Source organism: Intrasporangium mesophilum (assembly GCF_054783095.1).
In genome coordinates, this window is record NZ_BAAGRF010000033.1 from 1 (window position 1) to 511 (window position 511).

General features: G+C 64.8%; 1 protein-coding gene. It reads right to left on the minus strand.

Annotated features, from left to right (window positions below; translation table 11 throughout):
• The coding region (locus tag ACYVLP_RS23430; protein WP_460629699.1) for an extracellular solute-binding protein at window positions 1-496 on the minus strand (496 nt) is incomplete at its 3' end.
• Window positions 497-511 lie beyond the last annotated feature (15 nt).

Below are 511 nucleotides of genomic sequence, written 5' to 3' on the forward strand. Positions count from 1 at the left end.
CCGAGTCCCACTTGGTGTCCCCGGTGAACAACCCGTTGTACTTCTGGGCGCCCAGGTCCGCGATCAACACGTTCTCGAACAGCTGCACCTGGGTCCAGGTCCCCGACACCGACAACGGCGTGGCCACCCCCGAGGCCTTCACCTTGTCCATGTCCGCCATCCACGCCTTGATGTCCGCCGGGGGCGTGTTGATCCCGGCCTTCTTCAACGCCGCCACGTTCGCCCACACCACGTTCGCCCGGTGAATGTTCGAGGGCACCGAATAGATCGACCCGTCCACCGTCAACCGGTCCAGCAGGTTCTTCGGGAACACCCCCTCCCCACCCAACGCCGTGATCACATCATTGACCGGCTCGATCTGGCTGGCGTCGATATAGTCCGCCAGCTCGGCCCCCGCATGCCCCTGGAACGAGTCCGGCGGCTGGTTGTTCGCCAGATCCGATGCGAGCTTCGCCTTCGCGTTGCTGCCGGCCCCACCCGCGACCGCCAGGTTCACAAAGTTGTCATTCGG